Raw genomic sequence first — 17,177 nt, 5'->3', positions numbered from 1 at the left:
ATTTTGACCCAACAAAGGTATGATAATTTATCTAGATAAGATATAACTAGATTTTATTTAAACAGATATTTATGGCGTCAATATACTACTTCAGCCTTATTCTAATAATTTTTAAAGTGACCGTTACGCCTAATAGCTTTTAGGAAATTTTCAATTCTGTAAAGGTATATTATCTATCAGTCTAACTTCCCCTACGAACAATGCTATAAAAAGTCTATATTTTTTATCTTTCTCTATTTCAGAGGCTATCTCTAAAGTATTTTTTTCTGCTACTTCAAAATATTCCAATCTAAAATATTCTTTATCAAATTGACTCTCAACCCATTTTTTTGTATTTGAAAGACTACAGCGCTTGAGCATATCTGAGGCTGTTTTAAGCGTTTTGTATATAAATCCTGCCTTTTCTTTGTGTTGTTTAGATAGTAATTTATTCCTAGAACTAAGAGCTAAGCCATTAGGATCCCTTACAGTTTCGCATCCAACAATATTTGTATTTAACCCATAAACTTTGACTAAATGCTTAACTATTAATAGTTGTTGATAATCTTTTTTTCCAAAATAGGCATTGTTCGCAGGTATGATATCAAATAACCTCTTGACCACAGTGGCCACCCCTTTAAAATGTGCCCCCCTAAAAGCCCCCTCCATTACTCGATCTAATCCATTTAAATATATAGATTCCAATTTATCCCCCTGGGGATAAATCTCTAAAACAGAAGGTAAAAACAAAACATCACATTTCGCTTCATTCAATTTTTCTATATCAGAAACCGTATTTCTAGGATATCTCTCTAAATCAGACTTATTATCAAATTGCGTAGGATTTACGAAAATACTACAAACAGTAATATCATTTTCTTGTTTTGACAGTTTTACTAAACTCATATGCCCACCGTGAAGCTCCCCCATGGTGGGCACAAAACCAATAGTCTTATGGCTTTTATCACTCACAAAAGTGCTAATTTCAGATACAGTAGTATATATCTCCATACCTTACAAAACCATTAGAATTAACAATAAGACTAAAAAAAACTCCCCTTATAAGTGTATAACTTCACCATATGCCGCAGCAGTAGCTTCCATTATAGCTTCACTCATAGTAGGATGAGGAAATACAGACTTTAAAATTTCGTGTCCAGTACTCTCTAATTTACGAGCTACAACAGCTCCTGAAATCATTTCAGTAACGTTATCGCCTATCATATGACAACCTAAAAGCTCTCCGTATTTAGCATCGTAAATAACCTTTATAAAACCATACTTAGAACCGTAAGCAGTAGCTTTTCCAGAAGCTGAAAATGGAAATTTACCTACTTTTAATTCATATCCTAATTCCCTTGCTTGTCTCTCTGTCATGCCTACAGAAGACACTTCAGGAATACAATATATACAAGAAGGTATATTCTTATAGTCTATAGCCTCCACATCTATGCCAGCTATTTTCTCCACACAGGTTATCCCTTCGGCAGAAGCCACATGTGCCAAAGCCAAATCTTTAACCACATCTCCTATGGCGTAATATCCAGAAATATTTGTCTCGTAAAAATCATCTACTAGTATTTTGTCTCTATCTACAGCTATACCTACATCTTCCAACCCTATATCTTCTATATTAGACTTTATTCCTACAGCAGATAATACAGCATCAGCCTCTATGGTTTTTTCGCCCTCTGGCGTTTTTATAAATACTTTTACTGTTTTCCCTGAAGTATCTACAGATTCTACTAAGGAATTATTCATTATATCAATTCCCTTTTTTCTGAGTACTTCCTCCAAATGGTTTGAAACATCTTCATCTTCTAAAGGGACTATCTTAGGCATGTATTCCACTATAGTAACCTCGGTGCCCATAGTCTTATAAAAATAAGCAAACTCCACGCCAATAGCCCCAGAGCCAACAACTACCATTCTCTTTGGTTGTTTTTTTAACGATAAAGCCTCTCTATAACCAAAGACTTTCTCTCCATCTTGAGGAAGATTAGGCAATTCTCTAGACCTAGCTCCTGTAGCTATAATTATATGTTTAGCTGTATATTCAGTGATATTTCCCTTCTCATCTAAGACTTCCACTTTTTTAGAAGGCCTTACCTTAGCTGTACCTTCTATAACTGTAACATTGTTTTTTTTCATCAAAAACTGAATGCCTTTGTTCATATTCTCAGCTACTTTCCTACTTCTGCCTATGACCTGACTAAAGTCTTTATCCAAAGTATCAGCCTTTAAACCGTATTCTTGAGCGTTATTGAGGTACTCTAAAATTTGAGCACTCCTAAGCAAAGCCTTGGTAGGAATACATCCCCAGTTGAGACAAATACCCCCTAGCGACTCTCTCTCTATCAGAGCTACCTTGAAATTCAACTGTGCCGCACGAATAGCAGCTACATATCCGCCAGGTCCACTGCCTATTATTACAATATCAAAATCCATTATTATATCTTCTCACTTAAAAAAAAAACAACACAAACTTAACCAATTTTAATCTTTAGGGAATATGATTAAATTTATATTTAGATCTCCCCAGAATCTAAATCATATTTTTTTCTCTAACTCTACAATTATTTCTTGTGATTTCTTATAATCATCTGATATTGTATCTATACCAGATGGAGTATATCGAGCATATTCACAACTATTGAGAATAGATATAACCTTGTCTATTGTAGTGGTTTGGATACCTTTTTTCTCCAATACTTCTCTGAGTAATTTTTTATTAAAATCACTTCTAGATATATCCAACTTAGACAAGAGATATTCAGAAATGGTTCTCTCCAATGTTATGTAAAAATTAGAGCTATTCTCATCACTCATCATTGTCTTACTGTCTAAAAGAAGTTTTTTAGCCTTGTTAATAGTTCTCTTATTATTTATCTCTTTTAAATTTCTATTTCGTCTACTCCTCGTAAATAAGACTACAAAAAACACCGCCACAAATGGAAATACTAAAAGTAAATAATACAAAGGAGATCCTATAAATTGATCTTCTTGTAATTTTTTAAATTTTGCTTTTTGTTTTATATAACGTATCTCCTGATTTAAATAAGCCACATCTTCTTTAATAGAAGTGCTGTCGTAGTTTTTATTCTGATCGGCAATATGATCTCCTTCGACCACATCAATTTTGAGCTCTTTACTCTTTAAGGTGATATACTTCTCTTTTTTTGGATCGAAAAAAGAAAATACTACAGGATTAATTTTATAGACACCCTTATTTCTAGGTATTAGCAAAATTTCACTCGTTATACTTCCGCTACTTCCATTTTCACCTACAGTTAACTGAGAAGAAGTTTTTGGATCGTATTTCTCTATTTGATTGGGGATATCTAAAACTGGCAAAGGCGTTAATTTAAAATTTCCCTTGCCCGAAATCTTGATGACCACTCCCGTTGAGGTATTTTCTTCTAAAGAGCTCTTCTTTAAATTTACATCCATAGAAAAATCACCCACTGCACCTTTAAAATCTATAGGTTTACCCTTTTGAGGAAGAGCTCTTACATTTATGGTCTTACTTTTAGTAGAGAGAGGAACCTGTATTTGTTGCCTCATAATACTACCAAATATATCATAACTATCTCCTGAACTTACAGTGGTAGAAACCTCTATATCCATAGGAGATATTTTTAAAGGTCCTGATCTCTGCGGACTTAACACGACTTTTTTCAGAACTATATAATTATACAATTCTCCGTTTAAATACTCAGTATTGATATCGTACTTTCCTCCTTTGTTTATATCTATGTTTTGAGTCCAAAATCCATCAAACTTTGGGAGTTGTTCAATTCTAGGAGATTGAATATCAACCTTGAAAAACAACTTATATGTAGCTATGATCTCCTCATTTACATATGGATTACTCTTAGATAACACTACCTTAAAATGAATGTTTTTACTCTGGGTATCTCTGGGATTACGACCATCTTGAGAATCAGCTACACCTTCTACTACCTCTATATCTATGAGGTCTGTGCTGTAATCTTTACCTTGGATTTTAAACTTAGCAGAAGCTATCTTATGCTTACCTATTTTCTGTGCCTTAAGCCAAAAAGACATTGTCTTCCTAAAAGAAGATTCTGTTTTTCCATTTACATAAGAATAAGAATTTTGTGTGGAAGTGCTAGGACCAGCTATAACCTTGAATCCATCAAAATTGGGAAATTTTATATCTGGATTTACAGATTCAGTAGACTCTAAGATAAAATCTATTTTAAACTTCTCATTTTTCCCTACCTTGAGCCTATCTGATTTAGCTGTAAACGAAACCTGAGCTGAGGTAATATGTACAATGAAAATACATATACAAATCAAAACACTTCTAAGCATATCTACCAATCTTTTGCGTTTTTAATTTTTTTAGACTTAGATTTTAGTTTTTGTAATTTATCTTGAACCTTTTTTTCTTCATTTTCTATGGCTTTCAGTAGCCTATCTACATCACTCTTTGACAATTTCATATCGTCTTTCTTTTGATCTTTGTCTTTTTGATCCTGATCCTTTTGGTCTTTGTCTTTCTGCCCCTGATCCTTTTGGTCTTTGTCTTTCTGCCCCTGATCCTTTTGATCTTTATCTTTCTGGTCCTGATCCTTTTGATCTTTGTCTTTCTGGTCCTGATCCTTTTGATCTTTCTCTTTTTGATCCTGATCCTTTTGATCTTTGTCTTTCTGGTCCTCGTTTTGCTGTTTTAGATTTTTGGCTACCATTAGATTGTGTCTAGCATCGTTATCATTAGGATTATTCCTAAGAGCTTGTTTATACGATTCTATGGCCTTATCTATATCCTTATTTTCCAATAATGCATTGCCCAAATTGTACAGAGAATTAGATTTATCCTCTTTTGTATTACCGACCTCAGATGCTACACTGTAATTCTCTATAGACTCTTTAAATCTCTTTTGTTCAAATAGTGCATTGCCCAGATTGAAATTCGCCTTAAAATTTTTAGAATCGTCATTTAATGCTTTTTTAAATTTTATCTCTGCATCTGCATATTTTTCACTTTTGAACAACTCATTACCCTCTCTCAGGAGTTCTTTATTTTGAGCACATACACAAGTCGCAGATAAAATTGATATCACTATAATTAATCTCATGATTTATTTTTATCAAATAAGTTTAATCTCTGTATCCATAAAGTTTTCTTTTCCGATAGGAAAACATCTATTATCAACAATAAGATCGCAAAACCCAAAAACCATTGGTATTGACTCTCATATTCAGAAAACATAGACGATTCGTATTCTTTTTTATCTACGCTATTTATACTGCGCTCTACAAAATCGACTATGGTCTGTGTGTTTTGAGAATTTATGTAACTCCCTTGGGAAGTAGAAGCTATCTGTTTTAGAATCTCACTGTTCAACTTAGTTATTACCACATTACCCTCGGTGTCTTTTTTATAACCTACTATATTATCATTTTCCTTAATAGGTATAGGACTCCCTTTTTCTAATCCCATCCCGATTGTGAAAATCTTAACTCCTTTTTCTGAAATTTTTTGTGCCATAGACAACACGTTATCTTCGTGATCCTCACCATCGGATATGATAAACAGTATCTTATTATTTTGATATTCATCATCAAAATAATTATCGGTCATCTCCATGGCCTCCGATATGGAAGTACCTTGAGATGGAACCATATCGGTATTTATATTCTTCAAGAACATCTGAGCCGCAGAATAATCTGTAGTGATAGGCAGAAGAGCATAAGGATTGCCAGCATAGACTATAATACCTATCCTATCGTGACGTATTTCGCTTATAACTTTCGACAGCACCTGTTTTGACTTTTCAATTCTATTGGGAGCCACATCTTCAGCCAACATACTTTTAGATACATCTACAGCGAAAACTATATCCACACCTTTTCTAGTTACCTTCTCGAGTTTTGTCCCCAGTTGTGGATTTATCAAAGCTATTATAGCAAGAGAGAGAGAAACACATAAAACACTCACCTTTAACACACTCTTGAAAAGAGACCTATTGGGAGCTATCTTATCTAATAGTTTATTATCGGCAAAATCCCTTTGCTTTTTTAACTTCCACATTTGTAGAATAATAAAAAAGAATACTATCAAAGGAATAATGAACAATATCTTTAAATACGAAATGTCTTCTATGTGATACATTATATAAAACTTTTAAATACACTGTATTTTAATCCTACTTCTATCAATAGAAATAATATTCCCAATAAGATCCAAAAACGAAATTTCTCTTGGTAACTATAATAGTGATACTCTTGTAGTTTACTTTTCTCCATATTATCTATTTCATCGTATATCTCTTGTAATCTAGAATTATTGTCAGCTCTAAAATACTTGCCATTTGTAGTGTTGGCAATAGTCTTTAGTAATTCCTCATCTATTTCCACTTGAACCATCTGATACACATATTTGTTTGTGCGAGGATCTATCCCTACTGGAGTTTCTGCCATGCCATTAGTCCCAACACCTATGGTGTAAATCTTAATATTCTCTTGTTTGGCTACCTCTGTAACAGTTATAGGGTCGATATAACCTGTGTTATTAACCCCATCGGTCAGTAATATTATTACCTTACTCTTAGTCTGACTCTCTTTCAATCTATTTACAGCCACACCTAAGCCTACCCCTATGGCCGTGCCAGGCTCTAAAAGCCCATTTTTAATAGACATAATAGAACTATTTACAACCTTATGATCCGTGGTGAGAGGACACTGAGTAAATGATTCAGCCTCATAGGCTACGATTCCAAATCTATCTGATGATCTCTTATTTACAAATTCCGAAGCAACTTGCTTTACAGCATCTAATCTATTAGGAGCGAAATCTCTAGCCAACATACTTCCAGATACATCTATAGCCATAACTATATCTATGCCCATAGTATTTCTCTTCTTATTGTTAGTCTCTACATACCTAGGCCTAGACATAGCTATTATAAAAAACACTATAGCTAATAATCTCAAAGCATTAAGGATCCACCTATAACGAGACCAAATATCTCTATAAAAGCTAAACCCTTTAATGCTGGAAATCTGTAACTCAGAATGACTTTTTTTACGCCTAAAATAATGCCATACACACAGAAGTGGAATTATAATTAGAAAGTATAAAAACTCCGTATTTAATATTTCGAAATTATCTTTCATTTTCTGCCTCTATAAATTTAGTTTCTACAATTAACTCTTCCACATATACTCTAAATTTTTCAGCTTGATCGTGGGTAGATATAGCTCTGGCAAATTTCACTAAATCAGATATAGATAATAACTCTCTAAGAGTTTCTAAATAATCCTTTGAAATGACCCCCTCGTGAATACCACTCTTATCGAAATATGAAATAATCTCATAAGAAGTTAATTCCATGGCAGAGAAAAAGAATCTCTCCTCAAAGAAAATTCTCAAAATATCTGTCAACTCAGAATAGTATTGCTTAAATAAACCCTCTGTTAATAATTTTTTCTCATCTAATTCCTTCAATCGTTCTAAAGCTATGATATGAGCGGGCTTTTTAATTACTATTTTAGGCTTTACCTCCCTATTCTTCATCATATATCTAATTATCAAATACACTATAAATATGATTATTATCCCTAACAAGACATAAGGCAATATCTCTATAAATGTATAAGGCTCATCTATAATATCTCTGTTTTCCCTGAGTTTTACTTGCCCATTATCAATATCTAATTCAGGAGAAATCACATCTACCATAGTGGGCTTAGAAAATTTGATATCATCTTCAATTTCAAATTTCAGAGGTGGAAGCACGTATTGTCCAGTATCGAATTTTGTTATTACAAAAGATTGTTTTTTTATGATCCTTTCATCTATAACAAGTGAATCCATTTCAGAGGAATCTACGATCTCAAATGGTCCTATGGAATCTTTTATAATAGGAAAAACACTTTCTTTTCCTAACTCAGTAGATATAGATAGGTCGAATTTTATCTGTTCTCCTATCTGAATTTTATTAGTATCTAACACGGCTTTTATCTCCGCCTGACTTTGAGCAAAGACCTTTGCGGATATAAAAAAAGTAGCTACAAATAATAGTCTAACTAAATATCTCATCTCTAACTATCTCTTTTGCTTGAAATATTCTAATAACTTTTTTACGTAAGATTCAGAAATTTCACTCTCTATATTCCCCGCCTTACAACTTGTAAAAGTATCCTTAAAATACTTGGATTTACTCAAAAAATAATCTCTATAAGACCTTCTCACACCTCTAGAGGAAGTATTTATCAGTACATGCTCACCTGTCTCACTGTCGAGCATATCGACCATACCTAAATCAGGCATTACCTTCTCTCTCTTATCGTATACCTTTATACCTACTATGTCGTGTTTTTTACTGGCTACTTTTAAATCTACTTCGTAATAATCATCCATAAAATCAGACAAGATAAAAACTATAGATCTCTTTTTAATAGCTTCTGATAAAAATTTAATAGCCTTGGCTATATCTGTCTTCTTACTTTTGGGGCTGAATTCTACTAACTCTCTTATTATGCGCAGCACATTTTTCTTACCCTTTTTAGGGGGTACGAATAACTCTATTATATCCGAAAAAAGTATTAGGCCTACTTTGTCGTTATTTTGTGAAGCTGAAAAGGCTAATGTGGCACATATTTCTGTTATATTATCCCTCTTTAATTGATCGGTAGTTCCAAAATTCCCCGAAGCACTAATATCAACCAATAGTATGGTGGTCAATTCTCTCTCCTCTTCAAAAATTTTTACATGAGGCTTATTTAACTTAGCCGTCACATTCCAATCTATATCTTTTATACTATCTCCATAATCATAACGTCGGACCTCACTGAAAGTCATACCCCTCCCCTTAAAGGAGCTATGATATTCACCAGAAAATATATCATTAGACAATCTCCTGGTTTTTATCTCAATTCTCTTTACCTTCTTGATCAGTTCTTTTGCATCCATATATCTAAAAAATATATTTTAAAATCGAGATAAAATCACTAAGGAACCTCCACTGTATCTATTATTTTCTTTATAATATCTTCTGAAGTAATATTTTCAGCCTCGGCTTCATAAGTTATTCCTATCCTGTGTCTTAGAACATCTACTACAATATCTCTAATATCTTCAGGTATGACATACCCCCTTCTCTTTATAAAGGCATGACACTTAGCAGCCGTTGCAATACTAATAGTACCTCGTGGTGAAGCTCCAAAACTAATAAGTGGTTTTAACTCGCTCAATTGGTATTTCTCAGGATTACGAGTCGCAAAAATTATATCTAAAATATAATTCTCTATTTTGTCGTCCATATATACTTCCTTGACCATCTCCCTAGCTCTAATTATCTGCTCGGTAGTGATTACAGATTTTACCTCTGTCTTTAAATTACTCAGATTTTGCCTCATTATGTTTCTCTCATCCTCCATCTCTGGATAAGATATAACTACCTTTAACATAAATCTATCCATCTGTGCTTCGGGAAGAGGATAGGTTCCCTCTTGTTCCAAAGGGTTTTGGGTGGCTAAAACCAAAAATGGCTCTTCTAGTTTGAAACTCTCATCATTGATTGTAACCTGTCTCTCTTGCATAGCCTCCAATAGAGCTGATTGCACCTTAGCTGGAGCTCTATTTATTTCATCGGCAAGAACAAAATTTGCAAAAACAGGACCTTTTTTTATAGAAAAATCATTGTTTTTCATATTAAAAATAACAGTTCCTATCACGTCTGAAGGCAATAAATCTGGAGTAAACTGTATTCTGCTAAAAGATCCATCTATACTTTTTGCTAGAGTATTTATAGCCAGAGTCTTTGCCAATCCAGGAACCCCTTCCAAAAGAATATGTCCTGATCCTAAAAGCCCTATCAAAAGGCGTTCTACCATAACCTCCTGACCTACTATAACTCTGCCTATCTCCATATTTAATAGGTCTATAAAGGCACTTTCTCTATGGATTTTTTCATTAATTACTTTAATATCTACTGTGTTCATTTAAAAAAAATTAAATTTTACCTCGCCGCAAAAATATTATTTTTTGCTTTTTTACAAAAAAACATCAATTAAAATGTATCAAGTAGAACTTTTAGTTAAACTAAATTCTCTAGCTATCAAAGTGTTTTTAAGAAGCATAGCAATGGTCATAGGTCCCACCCCTCCAGGCACTGGAGTGATATGAGATGCCTTTTTACTAACCTCTTTGAAATCTACATCCCCCACTAGAGCAAAGCCTCGCTTTTTAGTCGCATCCTCTACCCTATTTATACCTACATCTATGACTACAGCACCCTCTTTCACCATATCGGAAGTTAAAAAATTAGGAATCCCTAAAGCTACTATTATAATATCTGCCTGTAGACTTATACTCTTTAAATCTACAGTATGACTATGAGCCAGAGTTACAGTGCAATTACCTGTCTCTCCCTTTCTACTCAACAACAGACTAACAGGTGTCCCAACTATAGTACTTCTCCCTATTACAACAGCGTGTTTGCCACGAGTTTCTATATTATTCCTCTTTAAAAGCTCTATAATTCCAAAGGGAGTAGCTGGAAGATAAGTATCTAATCCCAACACCATCTTGCCTATATTCTCAGGATGAAAACCATCTACATCCTTCTTAGGATCTACAGATAATGTTACTCTATTAAAATCTATGTGTTTGGGAAGAGGAAGCTGAATTATAAAACCATCAACATTTGGATCTTTATTCAAATCCTGGATTTTATCCAAAAGATCTGATTCAGATATGCTCTCCGATAATCTTATCAACGTAGAGTCAAAGCCAACTTGATCGCAAGCTTTTACTTTAGCATTTACATAGACTTGGCTTGGAGCATGATCCCCAACTAAGACAACAACGAGATGAGGCCGCCTATTGCCTCGTTCAATGAGTCTTTGAACTTCTATAGATATCTCCTTCTTTAATTGAACTGATAGTGTTTTTCCATCTAAAATCTTCATGATAAATATTATCAGTTATTATTTTTTTTTACCTTTTTACCTCTTGATTCCCATCATCTGCATCAAGTTATTCATACCGCCTTTTTGACTATTATTGAATAACTTCATAACCTTCTTGATTTGCTCAAACTGTTTTAATAATTGGTTTAAATCTTGTATAGAAGTGCCTGAACCACTTGCTATAAGATGTTTTCTATTTTTACTTATAGGAACTATAAGCTTTCTCTCTTTTGGAGTCATAGAACCTATAATAGCCTCTATGGTCTTAAAATGATCCACATCACCAATCTCAGTGGACATCTTCCCCATACCTGGCATCATACCCATTACATGCTTAACGCCTCCCATTTTTTTTATATGTTGTATATGTTTTAAAAAATCTTCGAAAGAAAATGTGTTCCTAGCTATATTACCAGATAGCTTCTTAAACTCCTCCTTATCAAACTCTTCTTGTGCCTTTTCCACCAAAGAGACTATATCTCCCATGCCCAATATCCTATTGGCCATCCTATCTGGATAGAACACATCTAGATCCTTTAGCTTTTCTCCAGTACCTACAAATTTTATAGGCTTATCTACCACATATTTTATGGATAAGGCAGCTCCTCCCCTAGTATCTCCATCTAGTTTAGTCAATACAACCCCATCAAAATTCAAATGGTCGTTGAATACCTTTGCGGTATTCACTGCATCTTGCCCAGTCATAGAATCCACTACAAAAAGAGTTTCAGATGGATTCACCCTCTTATGTATGGACGATATCTCATCCATCATCTGCTCGTCTATAGCCAGACGACCAGCTGTATCTATTACAACTACATTATGATTATTTTTTTTAGCATACGATATAGCATTCTCGGCTATACTAACAGGGTTTTTATTGTCTTGTTCATAAAAAACTTCCACTTCTGCCTGCTCTCCAATAATTTTCAATTGTTCTACAGCCGCAGGACGGTATACATCACAAGCCACTAATAATGGAGTTTTTTTCTTTTTACTCTTTAAAAAATTAGCTAACTTCCCAGAAAAAGTGGTCTTCCCAGATCCTTGCATACCAGAGATTAGGATCACAGCAGGGCTGCCATCGATATTTATATCCTTATTTCTACTACCCATGAGCTTTGTCAACTCGTCGTTGACGATCTTTATCATCAACTCATTAGGACGCAAAGAGGATAAAACTTTTTCTCCTATAGCTCTTTTCTTCACCATATCGGTAAAGGTCTTTGCCACTGTAAAATTCACATCAGCACTCAAAAGAGCACGACGGACCTCTTTAACAGTCTCAGCTACATTTATCTCCGTAATCTTCCCATGCCCCTTTAAGGTATGAAGAGCTTTTTCTAATTTATTATTTAAACCTTCAAACATAATTTTAAATAATATTGTTTTTTTAAACTACTACAAAATCAACATGCAGTCTCCATAAGAATAGAAATTATACTTGTGCTTTATAGCCTCTTTATAAGCATCCAAAATAGGATAGTCCCCAGCAAAAGCTGAAACCATCGTCAAAAGAGCTGTTTTTGGCATATGAAAATTGGTCAACATACAGTTGGCAATTGAAAAATCATACGGTGGATATATAAACTTATTAGTCCATCCATCAAAAGGATTAAGCCTCCTATAAGTAGACACTGAACTCTCTATAGAACGAATACAAGTCGTACCTACTGCACATACTTTTCTCTCATTGTCCAAAGCCTTATTTATAATATTACAGGCTTCAACATCTATAATTACCCTCTCAGATCCCATCCTGTGCTTTGGAAGTGCCTCTACCTCTATCACGCTGAAAGTAGGCAAGCCCAAATGAAGGGTTATTTCTGCAAGATTTATACCTTTTATCTCTAATCTCTTTAAGAGGTTTTTAGAAAAGTGTAACCCAGCTGCAGGTGCAATTATAGAACCCTCATGTTTAGAATACACAGTTTGATATCTCTCTATATCGCTTTCATCTGGCTCTCTCTCCATGTACTTAGGTATAGGAGTATCGCCTAAATCCCTCAATTCTTTTCTAAACTCTTCATAAGTCCCCTTGTGTAGAAATCTCAAAGTCCTACCACCAGAAGTAGTGTTGTCTACTACCTCAGCCACTAAACCCGATTCAAAGAACAACTTATTCCCTATACGTATTTTTCTAGCAGGATCTACTAAGGTTTCCCATAACTTGTATTGTTTGTTTAACTCTCTCAAAAGGAATACTTCTATTTTAGCTCCTGTTTTCTCCTTTACAGCATGTGTTTTAGCAGGAAAGACCTTGGTGTTATTCAATATCATAACATCATCCTCGTCGAAATACTCTATTATATCTTTAAACAATCTGTGCTCTATAGTGCCTTTATCTCTGTGTACAACCATGAGCTTACACTCATCCCTTTCCTTAGATGGCCATTTTGCTATTAAATCTTTAGGTAAACTGTAATTAAACTTTGATAATTTCATTAATTTGTATAGAAAAGTACTACTCTGGTCTACGAAATTTAACCAGAAAATCTGCGAATTTACAACATTAGAAAAGGGAAGTCAAATATTTCTAAATAATATTTAGAATACCGCCTCCCTAACCTATTTCTAGTAAATAAATATAATAGATGATATGATATGCTATGTCACACTACATCAAATGATCAGGCAAATCTGAAACCTTATTACAACACAGCTGTTCCATGACTTGATAAAACTGTCTTTTTAATATAGATATTGTGTGATCTCCTCCTTTTTTACCCAAGGCACCCACTCCATACATAAAAGGTCTTCCCATAAATGTAAACTTAGCTCCAGAGGCTATAACTCTAGCTATATCAGGACCTGAACGCATTCCACTATCCATCATTATAGTTATTTTATCAGAGTAGTTTTTAACTATCATATCTAATGACTTTATAGACGATGGACCTGCATCTAACTGCCTTCCTCCGTGATTAGATACTATTATACCATCTAATCCTAACTCTACAGCTATTGCTGTATCCTCTTCCGAAGCTACACCTTTCAAGACCAATTTACCCTTCCACATATCTCTTATAGCAGATATTTTATCTCTATTGAGCTTCCCATCGAAAGTTTGATCCATATAAAATCCCAAATTCTTAATACCCATACCCTTAGGCATATACGGTTTCATATTTGCAAAACTAGGTCTTCCCTGACACAATCCTTCCATAGCCCAACGCGGAGTCCCCATAATTTGAAGTATATTTCGTGGATTTAACCTCGGAGGCATAGAGAGTCCATTTTTAATATCCCTATGTCTATATCCAAATACTGGAACATCACATAAAATTACCAAAACTTTATTTTGAGCCTCCCAAGCTCTTCTTAACAAGTCATCTCTCAGCTTATCCTCTTTTGGATGATATAGCTGAAACCAAGCCTTACCTTCAGTTATTTCAGAAATTCGTTCTATATCACTAGTAGTCACAGTACTTAGTATAAACGGAATATTGTGTTTTAAGGCTGCTTTGGCTAATATCTCAGGAGAATTAGGCCACATAAGCCCTTGCAATCCTACTGGAGATATACCAAAAGGAGCGTCATACACATGGCCGAATAACTCCGTAGATATATCAGATTTAGTGTGATTACTCGATAAATACTTAGGAAGTAACTCTTTCTCTCTAATATCAGAAATATTTCTCTCTAAATTTATGTCCTCATTACAACCTCCATCTAGATAATCAAATATAAATTTTGGCATTCTCTTTTTTGCCCTCTTTCTCAAATCATCAACAGATGGATACCTACAGTCATATTCCAAATTCATAACTCAAGCTTTAAAATTATAACGTCGTTAAAAAATTAATTACTTAACTCTGTCAAAGCTATAAAGCATAAAGCAGCTATAGCTCCTCCCATAATCGGCCCTATCACAGGAACCCAAGCATATCCCCAATCACTTCCCCCTTTATTTTTTATCGGCAAAAACGCATGTAAAATACGCGGCCCTAAATCTCTAGCCAGATTAATAGCATAACCTGTAGGACCTCCTAAGGAAAGACCAATAGACCAAACTAATAAAGCTACAGGAAAAGCCCCTATAGATCCTAAACCTACTATTACCTCATTATCTGACATATTAGGCAAATTAAAACTAGCATGAGTGAAATAAAAAATTGCAAATACTAATACAAAAGTACCTATCATCTCGGTCACAATATTAGAAATGCGATTTTTTATAGCTGGCTTAGTAGAAAATACTGCCAATATACCATCTTTATCTTCGGTAGTTGCAAAGTGATCTCTATACGCTAACCATACTAGAAAAGAACCAAAAATAGCCCCTAGCATCTGAGCTAGTATATAATACCCCACGTTGCTCCAAGCAAACTTCCCAGCAATAGCCAAACCAATAGTAACCGCTGGATTTATATGAGCCCCACTATAAGGAGACACTACAACTACACTTACAAACACAGCAAGAGCCCAACCTGTAGTTATTACAATCCAACCAGAGTTATTGCCTTTTGTACTATTTAGAACTACATTAGCTACCACTCCGTTACCCAGGAGTAAAAGCATAGCTGTACCTATAAATTCCGCTATAAAAGATGTCATAATTTATTTTTTTTTAAGATTTTTTAAGATTTGTAAATATTTCTATTAATTCTAGTTCTCTTCTTCCTCTTCATAAGAAGCCCAAGCCTTAGCAGCGTGAATAGCTCTTCTCCATCCCTTTACCCCTTTCATTACATCTGATCTATTCTTATCTGGATTAAACTCTTTTTCCATTTTCCACAATTTTTGGATCTCTTCTAAATTCTCCCAGTAACCAACGGCTAAACCAGCTAGATAAGCAGCACCTAATGCTGTGGTTTCAATACTTTTAGGTTTTATTATTCTACAGTTCAATAAGTTAGACTGAAATTGCATCAATAAATTATTCGCAGTAACACCTCCATCTACTCTCAACTCTTTTATATCTAGATTGGCATCTGTCTTCATAGCATTTAGAACATCCATAGTCTGATAAGCTATAGACCACAGCGCTGCATGAGCTACATTCCTTCTGGTACTCCCCCTCGTTAATCCTACTACAATCCCACGAGCCCTCTGCTCCCAATAAGGAGCCCCCAAACCTACAAAAGACGGCACCACATATACCTCATTATTATCTTTAATCCCCAATGATAACTCTTCTATTTCTGAAGATTTTTCTATAAACTTTAATCCATCTCTAATCCACTGAACTACAGCACCACCTATAAACACACTCCCTTCAAAAGCATATTGAGTCTTGCCATTTATCTTCCAAGCTACAGTAGTCAACAGATTGTTTTTAGACTCTATGAACTTATCACCTATGTTCATAAGCATAAAACAACCTGTTCCATAAGTGTTCTTAATCATAGCTTTTTCTACACACATCTGTCCAAAAAGTGCCGATTGTTGATCTCCTGCAATCCCAGAAATAGGGATTCTCTTAGAAAAAATATCTATATCAGTCTCCCCATATACTTCACTGCATTCTTTCACCTGAGGCAACATACTATCTGGTATTCCAAATACATCTAAAAGTTCTCTATCCCACTCCCCAGTTTGAACGTTAAATAACATGGTTCTACTAGCATTGGTAATATCAGTTATGTGAACCTTACCCTTAGTTAAATTCCAAACTAACCAGCAATCTATCGTGCCGAATAGAAGATCACCATTTTCTGCCTTACCCCTACCATCTACGTTATCTAAAATCCACTTTACTTTAGAAGCTGAGAAATAAGAATCTATAATTAAACCCGTTTTAGAACGAATCATATCTTCTAAACCATCTTCTTTCAAACTATTACAAAATGACAATGTTCGCTTATCCTGCCATACTATCGCGTTATATACAGGTTTGCCAGTGGATCTATCCCAAACAACAGTAGTCTCTCTTTGATTAGTTATGCCAATAGCACTAACATTATCTGCCCCCACCTCATTAACAGCCTGAATAGCCATATCTATTTGAGTAGACCAAATCTCATCAGCATCGTGCTCTACCCATCCTGGTTGAGGAAAAATTTGAGTATATTCCTGTTGCTTTATGTGCTTTATATCTCCGTCTTTATCAAATATTATTGCTCTGGAGCTAGTAGTTCCTTGATCCAAGGATAAGATGTATTTATTCATAGTTTTATTCTAGGATAATTCGATTGCCAAATCTATGCACAAAGATTTGAATATTTTCTATAAAAAAAGTCTAAAAAAAAGTCTAAAAAAAAGACAAACAAGAAAAAAACACTTTTTTTTTCTACAGTAAAACTAAAAATAAC

Annotated in this window: 15 protein-coding genes; all 15 read right to left on the bottom strand. The window is 34.4% G+C overall.

What is annotated here, in order from left to right; all coding sequences use genetic code 11:
- Window positions 1–150: 150 nt before the first annotated feature.
- Window positions 151–990: a pantoate--beta-alanine ligase gene (gene panC, locus JBKA6_RS04560; protein ID WP_096686299.1), complete on the bottom strand. Its 840-nt coding sequence runs from the start codon at window positions 988–990 to the stop codon at window positions 151–153.
- A 48-nt stretch (window positions 991–1,038) separates the two neighbouring features.
- Entirely contained in the window at window positions 1,039–2,427 is a 1,389-nt protein-coding gene (lpdA, locus tag JBKA6_RS04555; protein ID WP_096686297.1) for a dihydrolipoyl dehydrogenase, read from the bottom strand.
- 102 nt (window positions 2,428–2,529) lie between these two features.
- On the bottom strand, window positions 2,530–4,317 hold the full coding sequence (locus tag JBKA6_RS04550; RefSeq protein ID WP_096686295.1) for a BatD family protein: 1,788 nt from the start codon (window positions 4,315–4,317) through the stop codon (window positions 2,530–2,532).
- 2 nt (window positions 4,318–4,319) lie between these two features.
- Window positions 4,320–5,084 (bottom strand): tetratricopeptide repeat protein, encoded by a 765-nt coding sequence (locus JBKA6_RS04545; protein WP_096686293.1) that lies wholly within the window; start codon window positions 5,082–5,084, stop codon window positions 4,320–4,322.
- Window positions 5,081–6,040, bottom strand: a complete 960-nt coding sequence (locus tag JBKA6_RS04540; RefSeq protein WP_317044153.1) for a vWA domain-containing protein — start codon at window positions 6,038–6,040, stop codon at window positions 5,081–5,083. The genes JBKA6_RS04545 and JBKA6_RS04540 overlap by 4 nt, the downstream gene beginning before the upstream one ends.
- Before the next feature lie 80 nt (window positions 6,041–6,120).
- A complete protein-coding gene (locus tag JBKA6_RS04535; protein WP_096686289.1) occupies window positions 6,121–7,125 on the bottom strand; it encodes a vWA domain-containing protein in 1,005 nt (334 codons plus the stop codon).
- Entirely contained in the window at window positions 7,115–8,050 is a 936-nt protein-coding gene (locus JBKA6_RS04530) for a BatD family protein (protein ID WP_096686287.1), read from the bottom strand. Before JBKA6_RS04530 ends, JBKA6_RS04535 begins: the two co-directional genes overlap by 11 nt.
- A 6-nt stretch (window positions 8,051–8,056) precedes the next feature.
- Complete coding sequence (locus tag JBKA6_RS04525) at window positions 8,057–8,923, bottom strand: DUF58 domain-containing protein (RefSeq protein WP_096686285.1); 867 nt, start codon at window positions 8,921–8,923, stop codon at window positions 8,057–8,059.
- 38 nt (window positions 8,924–8,961) lie between these two features.
- Window positions 8,962–9,954, bottom strand: a complete 993-nt coding sequence (locus JBKA6_RS04520; RefSeq protein ID WP_096686283.1) for an AAA family ATPase — start codon at window positions 9,952–9,954, stop codon at window positions 8,962–8,964.
- 78 nt (window positions 9,955–10,032) lie between these two features.
- Window positions 10,033–10,923, bottom strand: a complete 891-nt coding sequence (folD, locus tag JBKA6_RS04515) for a bifunctional methylenetetrahydrofolate dehydrogenase/methenyltetrahydrofolate cyclohydrolase FolD (protein WP_096686281.1) — start codon at window positions 10,921–10,923, stop codon at window positions 10,033–10,035.
- A gap of 36 nt (window positions 10,924–10,959) precedes the next feature.
- Entirely contained in the window at window positions 10,960–12,294 is a 1,335-nt protein-coding gene (gene ffh / locus JBKA6_RS04510) for a signal recognition particle protein (RefSeq protein ID WP_096686279.1), read from the bottom strand.
- Between the two features lie 30 nt (window positions 12,295–12,324).
- The gene (gene queA, locus JBKA6_RS04505; protein ID WP_096686277.1) at window positions 12,325–13,368 is read right to left on the bottom strand and encodes a tRNA preQ1(34) S-adenosylmethionine ribosyltransferase-isomerase QueA; all 1,044 of its coding nucleotides are present in this window, start codon (window positions 13,366–13,368) and stop codon (window positions 12,325–12,327) included.
- Window positions 13,369–13,540: 172 nt separating this feature from the next.
- Window positions 13,541–14,689 carry an alpha-hydroxy acid oxidase gene (locus tag JBKA6_RS04500; RefSeq protein ID WP_096686275.1) on the bottom strand — a complete coding sequence of 383 codons (1,149 nt, stop codon included), beginning with the start codon at window positions 14,687–14,689 and terminating at the stop codon, window positions 13,541–13,543.
- 35 nt (window positions 14,690–14,724) lie between these two features.
- Window positions 14,725–15,480: an MIP/aquaporin family protein gene (locus JBKA6_RS04495; protein WP_096686272.1), complete on the bottom strand. Its 756-nt coding sequence runs from the start codon at window positions 15,478–15,480 to the stop codon at window positions 14,725–14,727.
- A gap of 51 nt (window positions 15,481–15,531) precedes the next feature.
- Complete coding sequence (glpK, locus tag JBKA6_RS04490; protein WP_096686270.1) at window positions 15,532–17,034, bottom strand: glycerol kinase GlpK; 1,503 nt, start codon at window positions 17,032–17,034, stop codon at window positions 15,532–15,534.
- Window positions 17,035–17,177 lie beyond the last annotated feature (143 nt).

This window comes from Ichthyobacterium seriolicida, assembly GCF_002369955.1.
GTDB classification, from domain to species: Bacteria; Bacteroidota; Bacteroidia; order Flavobacteriales; family Ichthyobacteriaceae; genus Ichthyobacterium; species Ichthyobacterium seriolicida.
The sequence above is the reverse complement of the archived record's forward strand: the minus strand, read 5'-3'. Positions and strand labels throughout refer to the sequence as shown.